This window comes from Flavobacterium phycosphaerae (assembly GCF_010119235.1).
Taxonomy (GTDB): Bacteria; Bacteroidota; Bacteroidia; order Flavobacteriales; family Flavobacteriaceae; genus Flavobacterium; species Flavobacterium phycosphaerae.
The window spans coordinates 939,753-961,017 of sequence record NZ_JAAATZ010000001.1 but is presented as its reverse complement, the minus strand read 5'-3'; the positions used below and the strand labels follow the sequence as shown (position 1 = coordinate 961,017).

18 protein-coding genes and 1 pseudogene are annotated in these 21,265 nt (G+C 39.7%); 13 read left to right on the top strand and 6 right to left on the bottom strand.

Annotated features, from left to right (window positions below; genetic code table 11):
• Positions 1-7: 7 nt before the first annotated feature.
• Together hemH and GUU89_RS04210 are read right to left on the bottom strand one after the other, a co-directional pair.
• Positions 8-1,027, bottom strand: a complete 1,020-nt coding sequence (hemH, locus tag GUU89_RS04215) for a ferrochelatase (RefSeq protein ID WP_162126754.1) — start codon at positions 1,025-1,027, stop codon at positions 8-10.
• A 96-nt stretch (positions 1,028-1,123) separates the two neighbouring features.
• Complete coding sequence (locus tag GUU89_RS04210; protein WP_162126753.1) at positions 1,124-1,999, bottom strand: helix-turn-helix domain-containing protein; 876 nt, start codon at positions 1,997-1,999, stop codon at positions 1,124-1,126.
• Positions 2,000-2,227: 228 nt separating this feature from the next.
• On the opposite strand from GUU89_RS04210, the gene hemA reads away from it, so the two are divergent.
• The 9 genes and pseudogenes from hemA (at position 2,228) to GUU89_RS04165 (ending at position 9,908) form a co-directional block, all read left to right on the top strand.
• Positions 2,228-3,487, top strand: a complete 1,260-nt coding sequence (gene hemA / locus GUU89_RS04205; protein WP_162126752.1) for a glutamyl-tRNA reductase — start codon at positions 2,228-2,230, stop codon at positions 3,485-3,487.
• 46 nt (positions 3,488-3,533) lie between these two features.
• Positions 3,534-4,468 (top strand): annotated as a pseudogene (gene hemC, locus GUU89_RS04200) (hydroxymethylbilane synthase).
• 2 nt (positions 4,469-4,470) lie between these two features.
• On the top strand, positions 4,471-5,139 hold the full coding sequence (locus tag GUU89_RS04195) for a uroporphyrinogen-III synthase (RefSeq protein ID WP_162126751.1): 669 nt from the start codon (positions 4,471-4,473) through the stop codon (positions 5,137-5,139).
• Position 5,140: 1 nt separating this feature from the next.
• A complete protein-coding gene (gene hemE, locus GUU89_RS04190) occupies positions 5,141-6,166 on the top strand; it encodes a uroporphyrinogen decarboxylase (protein ID WP_162126750.1) in 1,026 nt (341 codons plus the stop codon).
• Positions 6,166-7,068 (top strand): oxygen-dependent coproporphyrinogen oxidase, encoded by a 903-nt coding sequence (gene hemF, locus GUU89_RS04185; protein WP_162126749.1) that lies wholly within the window; start codon positions 6,166-6,168, stop codon positions 7,066-7,068. The genes hemE and hemF overlap by 1 nt, the downstream gene beginning before the upstream one ends.
• Before the next feature lie 11 nt (positions 7,069-7,079).
• Positions 7,080-8,075: a porphobilinogen synthase gene (gene hemB, locus GUU89_RS04180; RefSeq protein WP_162126748.1), complete on the top strand. Its 996-nt coding sequence runs from the start codon at positions 7,080-7,082 to the stop codon at positions 8,073-8,075.
• Between the two features lie 125 nt (positions 8,076-8,200).
• Complete coding sequence (locus tag GUU89_RS04175; RefSeq protein ID WP_235921972.1) at positions 8,201-8,593, top strand: c-type cytochrome; 393 nt, start codon at positions 8,201-8,203, stop codon at positions 8,591-8,593.
• A gap of 62 nt (positions 8,594-8,655) precedes the next feature.
• Positions 8,656-9,126: a methylated-DNA--[protein]-cysteine S-methyltransferase gene (locus tag GUU89_RS04170; protein ID WP_162126746.1), complete on the top strand. Its 471-nt coding sequence runs from the start codon at positions 8,656-8,658 to the stop codon at positions 9,124-9,126.
• Between the two features lie 68 nt (positions 9,127-9,194).
• Positions 9,195-9,908 (top strand): 3'-5' exonuclease, encoded by a 714-nt coding sequence (locus tag GUU89_RS04165; RefSeq protein ID WP_162126745.1) that lies wholly within the window; start codon positions 9,195-9,197, stop codon positions 9,906-9,908.
• 48 nt (positions 9,909-9,956) lie between these two features.
• On the opposite strand, the gene GUU89_RS04160 is transcribed toward GUU89_RS04165, so the two are convergent.
• Entirely contained in the window at positions 9,957-12,908 is a 2,952-nt protein-coding gene (locus tag GUU89_RS04160; protein WP_162126744.1) for a S8 family serine peptidase, read from the bottom strand.
• Positions 12,909-13,137: 229 nt separating this feature from the next.
• On the opposite strand from GUU89_RS04160, the gene GUU89_RS04155 reads away from it, so the two are divergent.
• Genes GUU89_RS04155 through GUU89_RS04140 form a run of 4 tightly spaced genes read left to right on the top strand, consistent with a single transcriptional unit; the run spans position 13,138 to position 17,367 of the window.
• The gene (locus GUU89_RS04155; RefSeq protein ID WP_162126743.1) at positions 13,138-14,577 is read left to right on the top strand and encodes a nucleoside recognition domain-containing protein; all 1,440 of its coding nucleotides are present in this window, start codon (positions 13,138-13,140) and stop codon (positions 14,575-14,577) included.
• A gap of 1 nt (position 14,578) precedes the next feature.
• Entirely contained in the window at positions 14,579-15,334 is a 756-nt protein-coding gene (locus GUU89_RS04150) for a hypothetical protein (RefSeq protein WP_162126742.1), read from the top strand.
• A gap of 32 nt (positions 15,335-15,366) precedes the next feature.
• Complete coding sequence (locus GUU89_RS04145) at positions 15,367-16,968, top strand: fumarate hydratase (RefSeq protein WP_162126741.1); 1,602 nt, start codon at positions 15,367-15,369, stop codon at positions 16,966-16,968.
• A 3-nt stretch (positions 16,969-16,971) separates the two neighbouring features.
• Positions 16,972-17,367, top strand: coding sequence for a hypothetical protein (locus GUU89_RS04140; RefSeq protein ID WP_162126740.1), 396 nt, complete (start codon positions 16,972-16,974; stop codon positions 17,365-17,367).
• Between the two features lie 70 nt (positions 17,368-17,437).
• Here GUU89_RS04140 and GUU89_RS04135 read toward each other — a convergent pair whose 3' ends face one another.
• The 3 genes from GUU89_RS04135 to GUU89_RS04125 all read right to left on the bottom strand — a co-directional run bounded on the left by GUU89_RS04135 (position 17,438) and on the right by GUU89_RS04125 (position 21,261).
• Positions 17,438-18,094, bottom strand: coding sequence for a 3-oxoacid CoA-transferase subunit B (locus tag GUU89_RS04135; protein WP_162126739.1), 657 nt, complete (start codon positions 18,092-18,094; stop codon positions 17,438-17,440).
• A gap of 2 nt (positions 18,095-18,096) precedes the next feature.
• Positions 18,097-18,798 (bottom strand): CoA transferase subunit A, encoded by a 702-nt coding sequence (locus GUU89_RS04130; protein WP_162126738.1) that lies wholly within the window; start codon positions 18,796-18,798, stop codon positions 18,097-18,099.
• A gap of 150 nt (positions 18,799-18,948) precedes the next feature.
• The gene (locus tag GUU89_RS04125) at positions 18,949-21,261 is read right to left on the bottom strand and encodes a penicillin-binding protein 1A (protein WP_162126737.1); all 2,313 of its coding nucleotides are present in this window, start codon (positions 21,259-21,261) and stop codon (positions 18,949-18,951) included.
• Positions 21,262-21,265 lie beyond the last annotated feature (4 nt).

Below are 21,265 nucleotides of genomic sequence, written 5' to 3'. Positions count from 1 at the left end.
TGATTAATTAGCTTTTACTATTCCAATCTTTTACCCAGTTGGCTACCACTTGACACCATTCGTCTTCATCGTTCAAACAAGGAACGGCCAAGAATTCTTGACCACCATGTTCAATAAATTCTTCGTTGGCACGCATGGCAATTTCTTCTAAAGTTTCTAAACAATCAGAAACAAAAGCCGGTGTTACTACGGCCAATTTTTTAATTCCTTTTTCAGGCATATTATTAATTTCAACATCGGTGTAAGGCGTTAACCATTTGTCCCCCGCCAAGCGTGATTGGAAGGTTTGGCTGTATTTGCCTTCCGGAATTCCAAGCAATTCAACTACTTGTCTTGTGGTTTCGTAACATTGGTGGCGGTAACAAAACTCATGTGCAGGTGATGCTGTTACACAACATTTGCCATCAATAGTACAATGGGATTTAGTAACATCAGTCTTGCGAATATGACGTTTAGGGATGCCGTGATAAGAAAACAATAAGTGGTCGTATTCAAAGCCTTCCAAATGTTTTTTGATGGAATTGGCCAAGGTTTTAATAAAGTCGGGTTTGTTATAAAAAGCCGGAACTTTGGTAATGGTCATTTCCGGAAAATGTGTTTTTTGTAATTCGTCTGCCAAGGCCCAAATGGTAGTGGTTGACGCCATCGCATATTGCGGATACAAAGCCAATAACATGACTTCGGTTACACCTTTGTCTTTTAATTCCTGTAATCCTTTTTGAATGGTCATTGAGCCGTAACGCATAGCCAGAGCCACCGGAACATCAACCAGTTTTTCAACTTTTTGATGCATTTTTTTTGAAATTACTACTAAAGGAGAACCTTCCGAAGTCCATATTTTTTCATAGGCTTCTGCCGATTTTTTGGGTCGGGTTTGCAAAATGATACCGCGAACCAATAAGGCACGCAATAAAAATGGTACGTCAATCACGTATTTATCCATTAAAAATTCATCTAAATAAGGCTTTACATCTTTGGCTGTAGGGCTTTCGGGCGACCCGAGATTGACTAATAATACTCCTTTCATTTTGGCAATTTTAATTTTTTAAAAGTAATAAAACTTCTTTTTTAGCTTTGGTTGTACTTACATTTTTTATTGATACCAGCATATACGAAATGGATGCTAGGCTGTATTTTGATTTATGGACATTAGATATTTTTTGGGCGTCGTAGCAAACTTTTTCTTGAAAGCAGCTATAAAATGACTCCCGGTGCTGTACCCAATTTTGAGTCCCACTTCATTCACATTATATGATCCGGAATCTAATAATTGTCGGGCATAATCCATTTTGTAATCGAAAAGAAAACCATAAACGGTGTCGCCATAAATTTGCTTGAAACCCATTTTAAGTTTTTTCAAATTCAACCCAATTTCATCAGCTAGTTCTTGTAAACCGGGTGGTTCCGTCATGTTGGCAATAATAATTTCTTTCGCTTTTTTGATTTTCATTACATTGTCTTCATCGATAAGAAACGGACATTGCTCAGCATCAGGGTCTTCATTTCGGTTGAAATACAAGCTTAATAATTCGTAGCCTTTGCCTTTGTAATATAGGTTTTTGATGGAAGGATTCAAAGTGTAATGAAACATTTGACTCAATACAATAGCCATTGACGGACTGATATTTTCTTCTTTATAATATTTTTTATCGTTGTTTTCCGGACTCAAAAACGGGATATGATCCGATTGATTGGTAAACAAAGAATGAAACTTTTGAATAGAAACAATCACCGAAATCACCCAAGAGTTAGGCGCTAATTCTAAATCCAAAGGCAGTTCTTTTTGCGGATTGTAGAATAATAAGGACTTCTCTTCTTTCAAGTCCAAAGCGTAATTTCCTTGGTTGAAGACAAATTTAGCTTTGCCTTTGATACCAAAGTGAAATTGAATAAGCCCTTGCTGGATGTGCTTTTTCACATGAAAGTTTTCATTTCCGTCGTTTTGAAAACGAATGAGGGTGAAATCATTTTCAATTGTTATTATTTCCTGAGAACCCATAGCGATATTTTTTCGTATATGATTTTGAAGTCAACTAAAAATCTTATTTAGAATGAATCTATATAAAGAATTTGGGAGCACTTGATTTCATTGCAAATTTATGATAAATAACGCTAAAAAGGTATTTCACAAACAAAATATCTCACAGCGATACAAAAAGTCCCTATAGCGTTACTTTTATAAATTGTATAGTAATATTTTTGTTGAACTTTTTAAGGAAAGTAGTCTATGGAAAATTTTAATATGTCGAAACATACCTCTTTTTACGCCGTTGGATTAAGTTATAAAAAAGCTGATGCTGAAATCAGAGGAAAATTCAGTTTGGATGCTAAAGCCAAATCAACGCTATTGATGCAAGCCGAGGCCGAGGGGATTGAAGCGTTAATCGTTACGTCAACTTGTAACCGAACTGAAATTTACGGTTTCGCTAATCATCCATATGAGTTAATCAAATTACTTTGCGAAAACAGCCAAGGGTCGGTTCCTGAGTTTCAGGAAGTGGCTTATATTTATAAAAATCAAGAAGCAATCAACCATATGTTCCGTGTGGGAACAGGTTTAGATAGTCAAATTTTAGGCGATTTTGAAATCATCAGCCAAATTAAAATTGCTTTCAACGAAAGTAAATCCAATGGTTTGGTAAATGCTTTTTTAGAAAGATTGGTAAATTCGGTTATTCAAGCCAGCAAAAAAATCAAAACCGATACGGAGATTTCTACCGGAGCTACTTCGGTTTCTTTTGCTTCGGTGCAATACATCTTCAGAAATGTAGAGGACATTGCCAATAAGAACATCTTGCTTTTCGGAACAGGAAAAATAGGCAGAAATACTTGTGAAAACTTGGTGAAACACACCAAACACGAACAAATTACCTTAATCAATCGTACCAAAGATAAAGCCGAAAAATTAGCTCAAAAACTGGACTTGGTAGTAAAAGATTACGCCGACTTACAGTTAGAATTGCAAAAAGCCGATGTGGTGATTGTGGCTACCGGCGCACAGAATCCAACGATTGACAAAACAATCTTGAATCTTAAAAAACCATTGTTGATTTTAGATTTGTCGATTCCGAAAAACGTTCACGAAAATGTACAACAAATAGAAGGGGTAACTTTGATTCACTTAGATCACCTTTCTCAAATTACTGACGAAACTTTAGAAAATCGCAAACTACATATTCCGGCAGCGGAAGCAATTATCGAAGAAATCAAAGAAGAGTTTATGGCTTGGGCCAAAAACCGAAAATTTGCACCAACCATTCAGGCACTTAAAGAAAAACTAAATTCTATCAAAGAAGGCGAGTTAAATGTACAACGCAAAAAACTGTCAAACTTCGATGAAGAGCAAGCCGAATTAATCAGCAACCGCATCATCCAAAAAATCACCAACCATTTTGTAAATCACCTCAAAGATGGCGATGCAATGGATGAAGGCATTGAATGGATTGAAAAAGTATTTCAATTAGACCAAGAGAAATCATTTTTTTAATTGTCGCTTTTTAAGGCGACTTTCGCATAAATAAACCATCAACAAAGTGACTGAAAAAACCATACGTATAGGAACTCGCGACAGCGAACTCGCACTTTGGCAAGCCTACACCGTTCAAAAAAAACTCAACGATTTAGGGTATAAAACCGAAATAGTTGCCGTTAAATCACAAGGGATATCATTTTAGACAAACCTTTATACGAACTGGGAATCACCGGAATTTTTACCAAAACGTTAGACATTGCCATGATCAATGGTCAAGTGGATATTGCCGTGCATTCGATGAAAGATGTACCTACCGCTTTACCTATTGGAATTGTACAAGCTGCCGTTTTAGAACGCGCGAATGTGTTAGATATTTTGGTACACAAAGGAAGTTTGGATTTTTTAGAAAAAGAAGCAACTATCGCCACCGGAAGTCTTCGTCGTCAAGCGCAATGGCTCAATAAATACCCTAATCATAATGTAGTTGATTTACGCGGAAACGTAAATACGCGCATGCAAAAACTAAACGATAACGATTGGAGCGGAGCTGTTTTCGCGGCAGCAGGATTGGAAAGAATTAATTTAAAACCGGAAACGTTTATCAATTTAGATTGGATGATTCCGGCACCGGCACAAGGAGCTATGGTGATAGTGGCCATGGGGAATGACCCATTTACCATTGATGCCGTTTCGCAACTAAATGATATAGAAACCGAGATTTGTACTTATATCGAAAGACAATTTTTAAGAACCTTAGAAGGGGGTTGTACCGCACCAATCGGAGCTTTGGCAAAATACAATGAAACGAATGATACTATAGATTTTAAAGGAACTTTGCTCTCCTTAGACGGAAAACAAAAATTGGAAATAGATAAAATAGTTCCTATTGAAGAATGGAAAAAGTTAGGATTTCATTCTGCTCAGGAAATCCTTGAAAACGGAGGAAATCAAATCATGACAGAGCTTAGAAAACAACTCAAACCGAATGTAAACTAAGGATGGAAAATCAAATTCGCATAGTGTCAACTAAAAAGCTTTTGGAACCACAGAAGCAAACCTTGTTGAATGCGAATTTTTCAGTAGTTGAAAATGATTTTATTGCCATTCAAAACAAAGATTTTACGATTGAGAATAGCAATGAGTATTTGATTTTTACGAGCAAAAATGCAGTAGAAAGTGTTCTGAGAAATAAAAAAGTTGCCGAAATTAAAACCAAAAAATGTTTCTGTGTGGGAAGCAAAACCAAAGCAATGTTGGAACAAAATGGTTTTCAGATAGAAGCTCATTCCGATTACGCAGCTGAGTTGGCTTCTGTGATTTGCAACAGTTATGTGAAAAACAGTTTCACCTTTTTCAGTGGCAATTTGAGACGCGATATTTTGCCGGATGCCATGACTTTGGCCGAAATCAATTGGCAAGAAGTACAAGTATATGAAACACTTTTGACGCCGCATAAAATTGGTTTTGATGTGAATGGCATTCTTTTTTTCAGTCCGTCAGGAGCCGAAAGTTATATGCAGGAAAACCGAATTGAAGATGAAATTTGCTTTTGCATTGGCAACACCACCGCGGAAGCTTTAAAGTATGCGACACCCAATATTATCATCGCTAACCAACCCACCGTGGAAAGTACCATAATGAAATGTATAGAATATTATAAAAATTAAAATGATAAAAAACGACCTTTTCTTAAGAGCCTTAAATAACGAAACCGTTGAAAGACCACCCGTTTGGATGATGCGTCAAGCAGGAAGATACTTGCCTGAATTCAGAGCATTGCGAGACAAATACGATTTCTTCACCCGTTGTGAAACCCCGGAATTAGCAGCTGAAATCACGGTACAACCAATCCGAATTGTAAAACCGGATGCGGCTATTTTGTTTTCGGATATTTTGGTAGTACCACGCGCCATGGGAATTCATGTGGAATTGAAAGATAATTTGGGACCAATAATTCCAAACCCAATTCGTACCATGGAACAAGTTAACCAAGTGTTCGTTCCTAATATTGAGGAAACCTTGGGGTACGTTATGGATGCGGTTAAATTAACCAAAGAAATGCTGAACGATGAGGTTCCGTTAATTGGTTTCGCCGGTTCACCGTGGACGATTTTTTGCTATACTGTTGAAGGGAAAGGGTCTAAAAGCTTTGACACCGCCAAAGGATTTTGTTTTTCCAATCCGGTAGCGGCTCATACTTTGTTGCAAAAAATCACCGATACCACCATTTTATATTTAAAAGAAAAAGTAAAAGCCGGTTGTAACGCTATTCAGATTTTTGATTCGTGGGGTGGCATGCTTTCTCCTGAGGATTACAAAGAATTCTCTTGGCAATACATCAACCAAATCGTAGAAGCCTTATCCGAAGACACTAAAGTTATTGTGTTCGGAAAAGGATGTTGGTTTGCCCTTGGGGATATGGCCAAATCCAAAGCCTCAGCGCTTGGTGTAGATTGGACTTGTTCAGCAAGAAATGCCCGTTATTTATCCGGAGGGAACATCACATTACAAGGTAATTTTGACCCGTCAAGATTATTGTCGCCTATTCCAACCATCAAGAAAATGGTACACCAAATGATAGACGAATTCGGCAAAGACAATTACATCGTAAACCTTGGCCATGGCATTTTACCTAACATTCCGGTAGATCATGCTAAGGCGTTTATTGAAGCCGTGAAAGAATACAATCAATAATGAAAGACAAGTTCTATCAATACATACTCCAACTCCAAGACCAAATCTGCTCCGGATTAGAAGCCGTTGACGGTTTGGCAAAATTCCGTGAAGACCTTTGGGAACGTCCCGAAGGCGGTGGCGGAAGAACTAGAGTAATTGAAAATGGTGCTGTTTTCGAAAAAGGTGGCGTCAACATCTCGGCCGTGCATGGCAAATTGCCGGATACGATGCAAAAAATGTTCGGCGTAGGAGAAGCTGATTTTTTCGCCTGCGGATTGAGTTTGGTCATTCATCCGAAAAACCCAATGGTGCCTACGGTTCATGCCAACTGGCGCTATTTTGAAATGTATGACGATAACGGCAATGTTATCAATTCTTGGTTCGGAGGCGGGCAGGATTTAACGCCGTATTATTTGTTCGAAGAAGATGCAAGTCATTTTCACCAAACATGCAAAACCGCTTGCGATAAACACAATACCGACTTTTATCCGAAATACAAAAAACAATGTGACAGCTATTTCTGGAATGCCCACCGCAACGAAGCGCGTGGTATTGGTGGTTTGTTCTTTGATTATTGCAAAGCAACCGAACAAATGACTATGGAAGATTGGTACAACTTTGTAACCGAAGTCGGCAACAGTTTCTGTGAAGCCTATATTCCAATTGTCGAAAAGAGAAAAGAAGTATCGTATACAGCCGAACAAAAAAACTGGCAGGAAATCCGTCGCGGTCGTTACGTAGAATTCAATTTAGTACACGACAAAGGCACCTTATTCGGTTTAAAAACCAATGGCCGAATTGAATCCATCTTGATGAGTTTACCACCTCATGTACAATGGGTGTACGACCATCATCCGGAAGTAAATTCGGAAGAAGAAAAATTAATTAAGATACTAACAAATCCGATTGATTGGGTTTAAAAAATAACATTATGTTCCCATTACAAAGAGGCCGAAGATTACGCGTTAACGAAAGCATTCGTTCTTTAGTTCGCGAAACCACATTAAGTCCGGCCGATTTCATGTTCCCCATGTTTATCGCGGAGGGTGAAAATTATAAATTCGAAATCCCATCCATGCCGGGTATTTTCCGTCGTTCTATTGATTTAACAGTCGAAGAAGTAAAAGAATTATTCGCTTTAGGCATTCGCGCGGTAAACATTTATGTAAAAGTAGATGAAAGCCTAAAAGATAACACCGGTAAAGAAGCTTGGAATCCCAACGGACTAATGCAACGCGCCATTCGTGCTATCAAAACGGTCTGCCCGGAAATGATTGTCATGCCTGATGTAGCTTTAGACCCGTACTCCATTTACGGTCACGACGGCATTATTGAAAACGGGGATGTTGCTAACGATGCGACCAACGATGCTTTGGTAAAAATGGCGGTTTCTCACGCCCAAGCCGGAGCCGATTTTGTAGCGCCCAGCGACATGATGGACGGACGTGTTTTACGATTGCGTCAAGGGTTGGACGAAGCCGGATTTGAAAATGTGGGCATCATGAGCTATTCCGCAAAATATGCTTCCGCTTTTTATGGTCCGTTCCGCGATGCCTTAGACAGTGCCCCAAGAGAAGCCGATGTAGTCGTTCCCAAAGATAAAAAGACTTACCAAATGGATTATGCCAACCGCATCGAAGCCATCAAAGAAGCTTTAATGGATGTGGAAGAAGGGGCCGACATGGTCATGGTAAAACCCGGAATTGCGTATCTCGACATCGTTCGCGAAGTTAAAAATGCAGTTAACGTACCGGTGACGGTGTTCCATGTATCGGGCGAATACGCCATGATTAAAGCGGCTTCCGAAAGAGGTTGGCTCGACCACGACAAAATCATGATGGAACAATTGATGTGCATCAAACGCGCCGGCGCCAGCTTAATTTCAACCTATTTTGCCAAAGAAGCGGCCATTTTATTGAACAAATAAAACCCATAAAACTCAAAATCTGCGGTAAAATTTAGGAGCGAATGGCTCGGGCTTTATCAGTAATCCATTTTCCCGCTTTCCACTCTACAAGGTGCCGTTGCAATCGGGGCTAAAGAGTAGTGGTATTGAATTTTTGTAAACATGAAAAAAAATATTTAGCACTAATCCTACTCCTTTGCACACTAGTTTCTTGTAAAAAGGAAACCCAAGAAACCTCTGGAAAACCGGAGAATAAAACAACGGCAAAAGTGTCCGGGCAAGAACTCTTTGAAGGCGCAGGAAACTGCACCGCTTGTCACAAACCAGACCAAAAAATAATTGGCCCAAGCCTACAAGAAATCGCCAAAACCTATAAAGATAAAAAGGCTAGCATTGTAGCTTTTCTGCAGGAACAAAGCGACCCCATTGTTGACCCATCGCAATACGAAGTAATGAAAACCAATTTCGCCATCACCAAAAGCATGAGCGAAGAGGAATTAAAGGCGCTGGAAGATTATATTCTCGGCTTTTCAAATTAAATTCTTTTATGACTTTGTTTTTTCTTTGTGCCTTTTGTGGTTAAATGAACTAACTTTATCAGATGGAAACAGCATTCATCCAAACACCTTTAGGCGTTGCCAAAATTGTTGGCGATCGTAGTGGCATTTCGGTAATTTCAATTTTGGAAGAAGGCGAAATTACAACAGCTATTCCCAAAGTTTTACAAGAGGCGGTGCAACAACTTCAAGATTATTTTCAGGATAAACGAAGTAATTTCAACTTCAAACTCAATCCGCAGGGTACTGAATTTCAGCAAAAAGTTTGGCAAGAATTACTTAACATTCCATTCGGAAAAACTATGTCTTACTTGGATTTGTCTAAAAAATTAGGAGATGTCAAAGCCATTCGTGCCGTAGCTTCAGCCAATGGTAAAAACCCGTTGTGGATAGTAGTTCCCTGTCACCGCGTCATAGGAACAGACGGTTCATTGACCGGTTATGCCGGCGGATTGTGGCGCAAAAAATGGTTGTTAGAACACGAAAGCCCATCCGCACAACAATCACTTTTTTAAAATTTTTCTTTCATATTTAAAATCGATTGCTTACTTTTAAAGTCGGTTAATTCTTAAAATTAGGCAACATGATAGAAAAGATAAATCTCAATAATATCCTTTTTCTCGATATAGAAACTGTTCCGGAAGAAGAGAACTTCAATGCGCTGGATGATGATATGAAGGCGCTTTGGGAACAAAAAACCCAGTACCAAAGACGCGAAGAATATACTCCGGAAGATTTTTATGACCGTGCCGGTATTTGGGCCGAATTTGGAAAAATTGTTTGTATCTCGGTGGGCTATTTTGCCAATAAAGGAGATATTCGAAACTTTCGGGTTACTTCATTTTTCGGAGAAGAAAAAAAGATTCTAAAAGATTTTTCGGCTTTGCTTGACAATCATTTCAATCAAGCTCAGCATGTGTTGTGTGGGCATAATGCAAAGGAATTTGACATTCCATTTATGGCACGACGAATGATTATCAACCAAATTGCCATTCCGAACAAACTGAATTTATTTGGCAAAAAACCCTGGGAGATTCCGCATTTAGATACTCTGGAATTATGGAAATTTGGCGACTATAAACATTTTACTTCCTTAAAATTACTGACCAAAATCTTGGGTATACCCTCTCCAAAAGGCGATATTGACGGCAGCCAAGTAGCCCATGTTTTTTATATAGAAAAAGACATTGATAGGATTATAACCTATTGCGAAAAAGATGTGATTGCGGTAGCTCAAATTTTTCTCCGCCTCCGAAGAGAGGATTTATTGATTGACGATGAAATTAGTCATGTATAAAAAAGGCTACCGTTTTGGAAGCCTTTTTCTTTTTCATAGCAAAGAAATTTATTTGTTTAAAATTACTTTTTTGGTGGTTTTGTTGCCGCCATTTTCAATGGAAAGCAGGTAAACCCCTTCTTGTAAATTTTCGATATCAAAGACTTCGCTCGAAGCTGTTGTTTCTTTGGTAAAAATAGCTCTTCCTTGTATATCGTGTAACGTTAAAATTGTTTTACCGCTAATCTCGGGTAAATTCACATTTATAATGCCTTTCGTTGGATTCGGATATACTGAAACCGTAGCCAAAGTATTGGTTGGTGTTGCCAAATTAACCGACACTAAATTACAGATGTCGATAATAAATGAGTTTATGGTTCCGCCATCTCCATTGTAAGGGTCAACTACATTCAAGGTCCACACGCCATTTGCCGGCAAAGTATTTAACGAACTTAACGAATCATAAGGAGCAATACTACCCGAAATAGAAGGATTTCCGGAACAAGCTGGTGCACTTCCCGAGTCATCCAAAGTACAGTTAATATTATCGTTATCACCACAAGGTTCTTTAAATAGTATGATTGTTGGACTTCCTATAGCTGCCGGACCGACCAATGTTATGGTCATGTCTTCAACATAAGTATGGGTAATGTTAAGTCGAACATTTAAATCCCCAATGGTATAGCCACCGGTAACGGTTACCGGAACACTTGCCGATGAATCGGCTGTGGCTGCAATAGTAGCATTAGAAAAATTAGTGGCGGTAAATGATGCTGAACCACAGGCCAAAATTCCGGTATCAAAAGAAAAAATAGTAGCACTACTTGCCGTAGCGTTTCCACAGCGATTGCTTGGAATTACTCTCCAATAATATCGGGTCTGTTGGTTAAGACCGGTGGCTATATATTCGTTTGTGGTCACTGTTGTATTTACATCAAGTGTACTGAAATCATACAAAGAGGAAACCTGTACAGTATAATTTTCAGCATTAGTCTGACTGTCCCATTTTAAATTAACCGTAGTAGAAAGTCCGTTTTGACTGTTTGCAGGAGAGGTCAAAGCTATGTTTTGAAACGTTGAATTGAATATTCTCAAGGTTTTATATCTTGTTTCGGTTTCAGTGGCGCTGGTTCCTTTTATCCCTATGTAATAGTCGCCCGGAGCTACATTAGTTAAACCTGAAACGGTCATGGTGACAGTTCCGTTAGCACTTAGAGAAGTGGTGTTAAAATTTGCTACGGCACCGGCAGGTAATCCTTCGGCACTGAACGTTGTAGTTCCTGAACCGGTTTGTTTGTAATTAAAACTATAGGCGGCATTTTGATTGGCACAAATCGTTAAATCAGGCGTTGTTGAGGTTAATGAAAAAGTAGAACTGATTCCGGTAATTACCAAAGAATAGTTTTGACTGCCGCTTACCAGAGTTCCTTTGTGTGAAACGGTAATAGTATAAATTCCCGCGTTAGGATTATCAATTTTAACCAATTCTACATTGTCAACAAAATTATCGCCATCACGAAGTGCCGGACTGCTAGGGTCTACGTCTAATCGCCAAGGATAATAGGTGTCTCCGTCTTTAGTTATTCGGATATCTAAATCATTGACCAATCGTGGCGTTGAATCATTATCGGTTAAATCATCTATGATTGGATTTCCGGGAACGTCTGTCCACGTAGCAGAAGCTATTAAAGGTAAGATGCCGTCTGATTTTACCGTCATGCTGTAGGTTTGACCTTGTGCCAGATTTTCTTCCGAAATCCATGAGGTAAGACCGTTTCCGGTAATGGTCTCGGCTGCTTTTTTAGCATTTAATAATCCCCAGCCAAAAACAGGATCAGGACCCACTTCTCCGCTATCATCCGCGGTATGACAAGCTAAGCCCTTTAATGTGGCCGCTCTCATGAAATTATTTGTTAAGTTTTTATAATGTTGTTGCAATAACAGCAAGGTTCCGGCTACGTTGGGTGAAGCCATTGAAGTTCCTGTTAAGGAAGCCGTAGCCGTATTAGTTTGACTACTTGCTGATGTAACCCCGGTTCCGTTTCCGGTAATATCGGGTTTTATTCTCATATCATCTGTTGGCCCTTGACTGCTAGAAGAGTTGATAACAACACTGGTTAAATTACCATTAGTGGCTACGACAGCATCTTCGGCATTGGCAACCACCAAGTTGTTTTTGCAAACTTTATTGGTAGTCAATTTATCATAACCATATGCAATTGGGTTGGTATTGTTGTTGTCTTCTCCGTCATTTCCGGCTGAAGCTACCATCAAATAATAAGGCGAAAGATAAGCCGCTTCATCCCAATCTCTGGCATCAGGTGTATAAGCTCCAATAAACCAGGCCGGTAGAGGCGTAGTGCCATTGGTCACCGGGGTACCATAAGAATGATTGGAAATCAACATCCCCAATTGTACTTCATCCATCACTTCTGAAAGATCATTGGTCCATTCAAAAGTTCTTGCGGAGGCCTGATAAGCCATTCCTTTAGTGGGTGCAGCCGCATTAGAAGCCATTATAGTTCCGGTTACGTGAGTAGAATGCAACACATAAGAAGTGCTCGTTGGCTCATCAATTACACTAACTCTCCCTGAAAACAAATTATGGGAAGCTCTAACCGTTCCTCCGTCCCAAACACGGGCGGTCATTCCTTGTCCGTTTAAGTCTAAACCTAAGGAACCACCGGTATTTAAATGATTGGCTCTGGTAGATCTTGCAGCATTGGCATTATTCGTATTATCAGTAGCATAGTATATTGGAAATCCGTTAGGCGTAATTTTCATTAATTCGCTTATCGAACCGTCTTTGTTTATTTTTTTAACCGGGATATTATTGTTTCTGGCATAAACGATAGCCTTTTGTTTTTCGGCATCTTCTTTCTTTTTGAAAAAAGCTTGTCTTTCTTGAATCTTATTTAGATCATAAGAGGCAACAATCTGCTTAGCGTCTGCTGCGTTTTGAGCAATCAGGAATAAAGGGGTCGTTAAAAACAGGAATAATAGTAGGTGTGTTTTTTTCATCGAAGTTAGGTTAGTTTTAAAGCGCGTAAATATATAAATCATTATTTCTTTGGGTATAAATATTTGCTTAAGATTTGAATTTAGGTTAGTTATTGATTATAAACCGAATAAATAAAACATTTTTTAAGGAATATACCCTAAATATTGATAGTAAACCGAGAACCTTCATAGCGTAAAAAATATTTCATTACAAAAGTGAGAAATGTTACATTTACCAAAAAAAGGGATTATGGTATTAAGTAGATTTTGGTTAGCTATTTTCGTTTCTTCCATTGTTTTCGTTGTATTTAGTTTAGTTACGGCAAACAGTTACTCTGTGGATTTTATTTTGAACGGAAAAAAAGACGACCCGATACTGATTTCCGAAAAATACCTCAATCAAGTCCCCAAGTTTGTCCTGGACAGCATCGAAAAAGCACCTGAGCAGACCATGGTTATCGACCGAGATACCCTGAATGCGGACACCACTTATGTTTACAAAAGCAAAACCGTAAAAATCTACAGCGGGGTGCAAAAATCTGACGGTTTATTGCCAACCTGCAAAAACAGTTTGATGGATTTAATCCTGCCGTTAATTGCTTATTTGGCCTTTTTCTGCGGTTTGATGGAGTTGTTAATCGTTTCCGGCGCTTCCGAAAAATTAGCTAAACTGCTCAGCCCGGTCTTTGCCAAAGTATTCCCTACCATTCCCAAAAATCATGAATCTATATCGTATATGACCTTGAACTTTGCGGCTAACTTTCTGGGTCTTGACTCAGCTGCGACTCCGTTTGGACTAAAAGCCATGCAAAGTTTACAAGAACTCAATCCCGAGAAAGACAAAGCTAGTGATGCTCAAATCATGTTCATGTGCTTGCACGCTGCCGGACTGACATTAATTCCAACCTCAATCATTGGGTACCGTGCCGCCGAAAATGCTGCCAATCCTGCTGATGTAATGTTGCCGTGTATTATTACTTCGTTTATAGGAACTATTGCCGCTTTTTTAATTGTAGGCATCCGCCAAAAAATAAACTTCAAAAGTGCTTCTTTACTGGTGGCACTAATGGCCGTTATAGGCGCGATAGTCGGATTGTTGTTTTATATTAATCAATTGGATTTAATCGGAAAAAATGCCTTCACTTCCAATCTTTCCGGATTGATGCTGGTGGCCATTATTGGTTTTACACTAGTGTTTTCTTTTATTCATGAGAAAAAATTTGTGGCCCAAAACACTACTATTTTTGATTCTTTTGTTACCGGAGCTAACAATGGTTTGCAAACAGGAGTGAAGATTTTCCCCTATGTGTTGGGGATGTTGGTCGCCATTTCGTTCTTTAGAAACAGCGGTTTGTTTGAAATCATCAGTAACGGACTTTCCTTTGTCTTTTCTAACATCGGTGTAAGCAAGCAAATTACGGACTCGTTACCGGTAGCTATGTTGCGACCATTCAGTTCTGGCGGTTCGCGTGGGTTTATGATTGATTCAATGCGTAGTTTCGGTCCCGATTCTTTCACGGGTAGACTAAGTTGTATTTTCCAATGTAGTGCCGAAACCACGTTTTATGTAATTGCGGTTTACTTTGGTTCTATTAATGTAAAAAACACTCGTTATACATTAAGTACCATGCTTTTGGTGGATTTGGTTTGTGTGTTGGCCGCGATTTTTGTAGCTAGTTGGTTCTTTTAAAATGAAAAAACTATTTCTTCTGGCATTGATTCCGTTTCTTTTTTCCTGTAAAGAGGAAACAAAGGAGGTGATTCCTCCAACAAAAAGAAGGGAAATAGTAGCTACAGACCCCAGCTCATCGTATGAAATTAAGAAAACACTAGATTCGGTTCTTCCTTTTGAAAACCTTAAAACCCTTAGGATTCTTGATAAGGTTGTCATAACTACGGTGAAGAAAACAGTGGCAAAAGATAGTAGTGAAACCGCTTTACTTCGATTTGATTTCTATAATAAAATAGGTATTGTGCAAATAGTCTCTGCAAAACTATGGACAGAAGGCGAAGGGGGCGAATGGTATCTTTCAGAAAATGCTCTTGACACAGAGAAAAGCGGTAAAAAAGATAATCGTTTTTTTGAATTGTCTTATGGATTTCCAGCTTGTGGTTATATCCACACTCATTTCCTGTTCTTTATGGATAACAATAAACTTCAATTAGTTACCACTTATGAATCTATGGTGGATGGGGAATACGGTCATTGGACACAATTTGAACCTCAGTTTTCTGATGACAAATTAGTGTCTTTTACTTCGGTTGAAGTGACCGTTGGTGCCGATGATTCCAAACCTGAAAGTGATGAAAACTTAGTGCGAACCTTTTCCGATTCCATCGAATATACGTTCAATGCAGAGCGTTGGACCGCCAAACGTATTACGCCCAAAGGCAAAGAATACCGAACAGAAATTAAAACTTTTAAAGAGCTATATCCACAGGAATAAAGTAACTTTACACCACTTAAAATTTACTCAAAATGGACTTTATATACCATGACCCGTATCCGATTTTGAAAGACGATACGCAATACAAAAAAATCACTTCAGACTACGTAAGAATTGAATTATTAGGAGACCGCGAAATCCTAACCGTTGACCCAAAAGGTTTAGAATTGTTGGCGGAAGAGGCATTAAATGATGTGTCGTTTATGTTGCGTTCTGCCCACTTACAAAAACTAAAAAATATTATTGATGACCCCGAAGCTACGGATAATGACCGTTTCGTGGCCTATAATTTATTACAAAATGCTGCTGTCGCTGCAGAAGGACAATTGCCGTCTTGCCAAGATACCGGAACAGCGATTGTAATGGCCAAAAAAGGGGAAAATGTATACACCGGTGCCGATGATGGTGAATGGTTATCAAGAGGAATTTTCAACACTTACCAAAAGCGCAACTTACGCTATTCGCAAATTGTACCGATTTCGATGTTTGAAGAAAAGAACTCAGGATCTAATTTGCCGGCACAGATTGATATTTATGCCAAAAAAGGAAGTACTTACGAGTTCTTGTTTTTAGCTAAAGGAGGCGGTTCGGCGAATAAAACTTTTTTATATCAAAAGACAAAATCGTTGCTGAATGACAAATCGATGGATGAATTTATTCGGGATAAAATAAAAGATTTAGGAACTTCAGCTTGTCCTCCGTATCACTTGGCCTTAGTCATTGGCGGAACGTCTGCAGAAGCGAATTTAGCCGCCGTTAAAAAAGCATCTGCCGGTTATTTTGACAATTTACCTACGTCAGGTAACATGTCGGGTCAAGCCTTCCGCGATTTAGAATGGGAACAACGGGTATTGAAAATCTGTCAGGAAAGCGCTATTGGAGCTCAGTTTGGCGGAAAATATTTTGCCCATGATGTGCGTGTCATTCGTTTGCCGCGTCATGCTGCTTCTTGCCCGGTTGGACTGGGTGTTTCTTGTTCGGCAGATAGAAATATCAAAGGGAAAATCACCAAAGACGGTATTTTTGTAGAACAATTGGAAACCAATCCGAAACAGTATTTACCTTCAACGCCACCTCATTTAGAAGCTCCAGTTGAGGTTGATTTGAATCGTCCAATGAAAGAAATTCTGGCTGAATTGTCTAAATACCCAATCAAGACCCGCTTGAAATTAAACGGAACTTTAATAGTAGCCCGCGATATTGCTCATGCGAAAATCAAAGAACTACTAGATGCCGGAAAACCAATGCCGGAGTACTTCAAAAATCATCCGGTGTATTATGCCGGGCCAGCTAAAACCCCGGAAGGTATGCCTTCAGGAAGTTTCGGGCCCACTACGGCCGGACGCATGGATGTGTATGTAGAAGAATTTCAAAAACACGGTGGTAGTATGATTATGTTGGCCAAAGGCAACCGTACCAAAGAGGTGATGGAAGCTTGTAAAACTTACGGAGGATTTTATTTAGGTTCAGTAGGAGGTCCTGCAGCTATTTTGGCACAAGACAATATTTTGAAAGTTGAGGTTGTTGATTTTGAAGAATTGGGCATGGAAGCCGTGCGTAAGATTACCGTCAAAGATTTCCCGGCCTTTATTATTACCGATGATAAAGGGAACGATTTTTTTGCCAATTTATAAACTATGCTATTCACAAAAACGTTTACCGAGTTCTACGCCAAAGTCAAAGAAAGTTTAGCCGACGGAACCTTTGCCAAATTAACCTTTGCCAAAACCATTGGGAATACGCAATTGATGAATATTTATGTGCGTCCTGTATTGGAAGAAGGGGCCTTACAATTGGAACTTAAATTCAAATTTCAGCAAGAAGAAATAGTTGAATTTTATTCCGTTGAAGAAGCTTTTGACCGGTTGTTGCCTTTCATCAATAATCCGTTTTCGTCTGTAATTTTATTTACCACTCAATTTGATTTGGTATATAAATTAAACAAGAAAAAAGCCGTAAGTATTACTGACCAATTGCCCACTTTTGGGAATGCTTCACCGGTAATTTTGGAGTATTTAGCCACCAAAAAATAAAGACGCTTATCCATAAAAAAACCACAAAATTCAAATCGAGTTTTGTGGTTTTGTTTTTATATCAAAGGTTTTAAATTACCATTTCCGGAATGTCGCCTTCAATTATCAGTTCGGCTTCCGTAGAAGCAATGATGTGTTCTACTGATACACCCGGAGCGCGTTCCAGGAGTTTGAAGCCTTTCGGAGTGATTTCCATTACGGCCAATTCGGTTACTACTTTTTTTACACAACCTACGCCCGTTAACGGCAAGGTGCATCGTTTTAAAATTTTACTTTCACCGGCTTTGTTTACATGCATCATAGCTACGATGATGTTTTCGGCCGAGGCTACTAAATCCATAGCGCCACCCATACCTTTAACCATTTTACCCGGAATCTTCCAGTTGGCTATATCACCGTTTTCGGCTACTTCCATAGCGCCAAGAATGGTTAAATCTACCTTTTGACTGCGAATCATACCAAAGCTGAACGCCGAGTCAAAGAAACTCGCTCCCGGCAAGGTAGTGATGGTTTGTTTTCCGGCATTAATTAAATCGGCATCTTCTTCTCCTTCAAAAGGAAAAGGTCCCATGCCCAATACACCGTTTTCACTTTGGAATTCTACTGAAATATCGTGACGAACATAGTTGGCCACCAAGGTTGGAATTCCAATGCCGAGGTTTACAAAGTACTTGTCTTTTACTTCTTTCGCAATTCGTTTTGCAATGTCATTTTTATCTAAAGCCATGATTACTCTCTTTTACGGGTGGTACGTTGCTCAATTCGTTTCTCAAACTTTTCTCCTTGGAAGATGCGTTGTACCATAATACCCGGAATGTGAATTTGATTAGGGTCTAAAGTTCCCGCAGGAACAAGCTCTTCTACTTCCGCTATCGTAATTTTTCCGGCTCCTGCCATACAAGGGTTAAAGTTTCGGGCGGTTCCTTTGAAAATCAAGTTACCGGCTTCGTCGCCTTTCCAAGCTTTTACGATAGAGAAATCGGCTTTGTAGGCCAGTTCCATGATGTGCATTTTGCCATTAAATTCACGAACCTCTTTGCCTTCGGCTACTTCTGTGCCATAACCAGCAGGAGTGAAGAAAGCAGGAATTCCGGCTTGTGCAGCGCGGCATTTTTCAGCTAAGGTACCTTGTGGGGTGAGTTCTACTTCCAATTCGCCCGAAAGCATTTGACGTTCAAACTCGGCATTTTCGCCCACATAGGAAGAAATCATTTTTTTGATTTGTCTTTTTTGAAGCAACAAGCCCAATCCGAAATCATCGACACCGGCATTGTTGGAAATACAAGTCAGTCCCGTGGTGCCTTTTTTGACCAGCTCGGCAATGCTGTTTTCGGGAATACCACAAAGACCAAATCCGCCCAACATGATAGTCATATTGTCCTCAATGCCTTGCAGTGCTTCTTGTACAGAGTTTACTTTTTTATTAATCATAACGCGTGTTATCGTTAGTGTGTTTGTGGCGTAAATTTAGGAATTAAATGGTGAAATTGGGAGAGTTTCTTTTGAAGAAAAAAAGAAAATAGAGGCATAAAAAAACCCCACTAATAGCGGGGTTGTATTTTTAAAGTGAATCAAGATGTATTACAACCCAAACTCATCCGGGTTTTGTTCTTCTTCTTCGGTAGGTACGGCATTCGAGTCGACTTCTACTTTTTTACGTTCGTAGCAGTCTACTTTTATCGAAAGATTATCCGGTCGTTGGAACGGGTCTTTAGAAATTTGCAGGTCTTTGTCTTCGTAGCATTTTTTCATCATATAGCCCCAAATAGGTAAGGCTGCCGTAGCTCCTTGTCCGTAGGTAATGCCTTTGAAACGGGCGGAACGGTCTTCACACCCTACCCAAACTCCGGTTACCAAATTAGGTACCATACCAATGAACCAACCGTCTGATTGGTTTTGAGAGGTCCCGGTTTTACCCGCTATGGGGTTGGTAAACATGTATGGATAGCCGGTCCAACGGTTATCGCCGTTACCACCGCCTTGGGTACGCAAACGCACACCCGATCCGGTTTCGGTCACGCCTTCCAGTAATTTGATTACGGCATAAGCAATGTCTTTATTTAACACGTCATGCGTTTCCGGCACAGGTTCGTAAAGAACTACGCCGTTTTTATCTTCAATTCGGCTAATGAATTGCGGTTTGATGTAAACTCCTTGATTGGCAAAGGTACTGTAAGCGGCCACCATATCTTCAACGGTGATTTCAACAGCCCCCAAAGCAATAGAGGGTTGAGCCGGGATTTCGGATTTTACACCTAATTTTTTGGTCAAGGTTACTACGGCTTCCGGTCCGGTTTTGTCAATCAGTTTGGCCGAAACGGTATTGATAGAAAGAGCCAAAGCTTTTTTCAAGGTTACCATGCCACGGTATTGACGGTCAGAGTTTTTCGGCTCCCAATCTTCGGTTACATTGTGGCGTCCTTTGTGAATCATAAACGGACTGTCGATGATAGAATCACAAGGCGACATACCCAATTGTTCAATCGCGGTAGCATATACAAACGGTTTGAAAGTAGATCCCACTTGACGAGCTCCCTGACCTACGTGGTCATATTGGAAATATTTATAATCGATACCGCCCACCCATGCTTTGATGTGTCCGGTTTGGGGTTCCATCGACATTAATCCGGCCTGAAGGAAGTGTTTGTAATACCGAATAGAATCCATTGGCGTCATCGTTGTATCGATTTCACCTTTCCAGGAAAAGATTTTCATTTTGGCTTTTACACTAAAAGACGCAATGATTTCTTCATCGGTTTTGTCTAAATCTTTCATCACGCGCCAACGTTCCGAAGTTTTCATGGCTTTATCCATGATACGTTTAGTTTCGGCATCTGTAATATTGATGAATGGAGCGTTTTTGTTGTCTTTTTGTTGGGCAAAGAATTCTTGTTGTAGATTCTTCATGTGAGCGCCAACGGCTTCTTCGGCATGTTCCTGAATTTTGGAATCGATAGTGGTGTAAATTTTCAGACCACTGCTGTAAATATCCCAATCGCTGCCATCTGGTTTTTTGTTTTCTTTGGCCCAGTTTTTCATGTATTCACGAAGAAATTCTCTGAAATAAGTGGCTGTTCCTTCTTTATGACTTTCCGGGTGGAAGTGCAACACGATAGGTTGGGCAGCCAGTTTATTTTTGGTGGCTTCGTCTAAAATGCCGTTTCTTTCCATTTGGCCTAACACCGTATTTCTTCTCAAACGTACTTTTTCTAAACGACGCAACGGATTGTATAGCGAAGGGTTTTTAAGCATACCCACAAACATGGCACCTTCGTCAACGGTTAAGTCGCGAGGTTCTTTGCCAAAATAGACTTTGGATGCGGAACGAATTCCGACGGCTGTATTCACAAAATCGGCCTTGTTGAGGTACATGGCAATGATTTCGTTTTTGGTATATTGTCTTTCCAATTTAATGGCGATAATCCACTCTTTTACTTTTTGAATGATACGAAAAGGCTTGAAACTCGAACCTTCTCCGTGGAATAAAAGCTTAGCTAATTGTTGGGTCAAAGTACTGGCTCCTCCATTAGCTCCCAGTTTTAAGGCGGCACCAAAAGTTCTTCGGGCATCAATACCTGAATGTTCGTAAAAACGCTCATCTTCGGTAGCAACTAAGGCTTTTACCAAATGTGGAGGAAGATCTTCGTATTTAATCGGGGTTCGGTTTTCGTTGTAAAACTTACCTATAGTTACTCCATCAGAAGAAATGATTTCGGTGGCTAAATTGGATTCCGGATTCTCCAAATCTTCAAAGGACGGCATGCTGCCGAAAAACCCCCAAGAAGCTAAGGTGAAAAACAAGATCATTACTCCAAGTCCATAAAAAAACAACTTCCAAAATTTCTTTTTGTAGTAGTTGATGTCTTTGACTGTTGTATTATTTTTTTGTGCCATATGT